The 424-nt window shown below is 68.2% G+C and carries 1 protein-coding gene; it reads left to right on the forward strand.

Features of this window, described 5'->3' with window-relative positions; all coding sequences use genetic code 11:
- Positions 1-424 (forward strand): condensation domain-containing protein (locus C5N14_RS31515; RefSeq protein WP_243640298.1); only part of this gene is annotated, 424 nt, incomplete at both ends.

Genomic DNA, 424 nt, shown 5'->3' on the forward strand with positions numbered 1-424 from the left:
CCACCTGGTGGATCGAGGGTGAGCTGGACCCGCGCGCCCTGATGGCCGCCCTCGGCGACGTGCACAAACGACACGAGTCCCTGCGCGCCCGCTACCGACGCGTCGACCCCCCCGTCGCCATCATCCCCCCGAACACCGGCATGCCCCAGCTCCGCCTACTCACCGACGCCACCACCGAACAAGACGCACTCAACCAACTCACCGAAGCACTACAACAACCCCTCGACTACACCCAGGGCCGCAACTGGCGCGCCGCCCTCATCCGCGAAAAATCCACCAACCGCATCCTCTTCGGCATCGGCATCCACCACATCGCCTTCGACGGCTGGTCACACGCCCTCCTCGTCCGCGACCTCAGCCACGCCTACACCGCCCGAGCGGCCGGCAAAACCCCCGAATGGGACCGACCCGCACCCACCCTGCG

The sequence above is a fragment of the Micromonospora sp. MW-13 genome, from assembly GCF_003434305.1.
Classification (GTDB): domain Bacteria; phylum Actinomycetota; class Actinomycetes; order Mycobacteriales; family Micromonosporaceae; genus Micromonospora.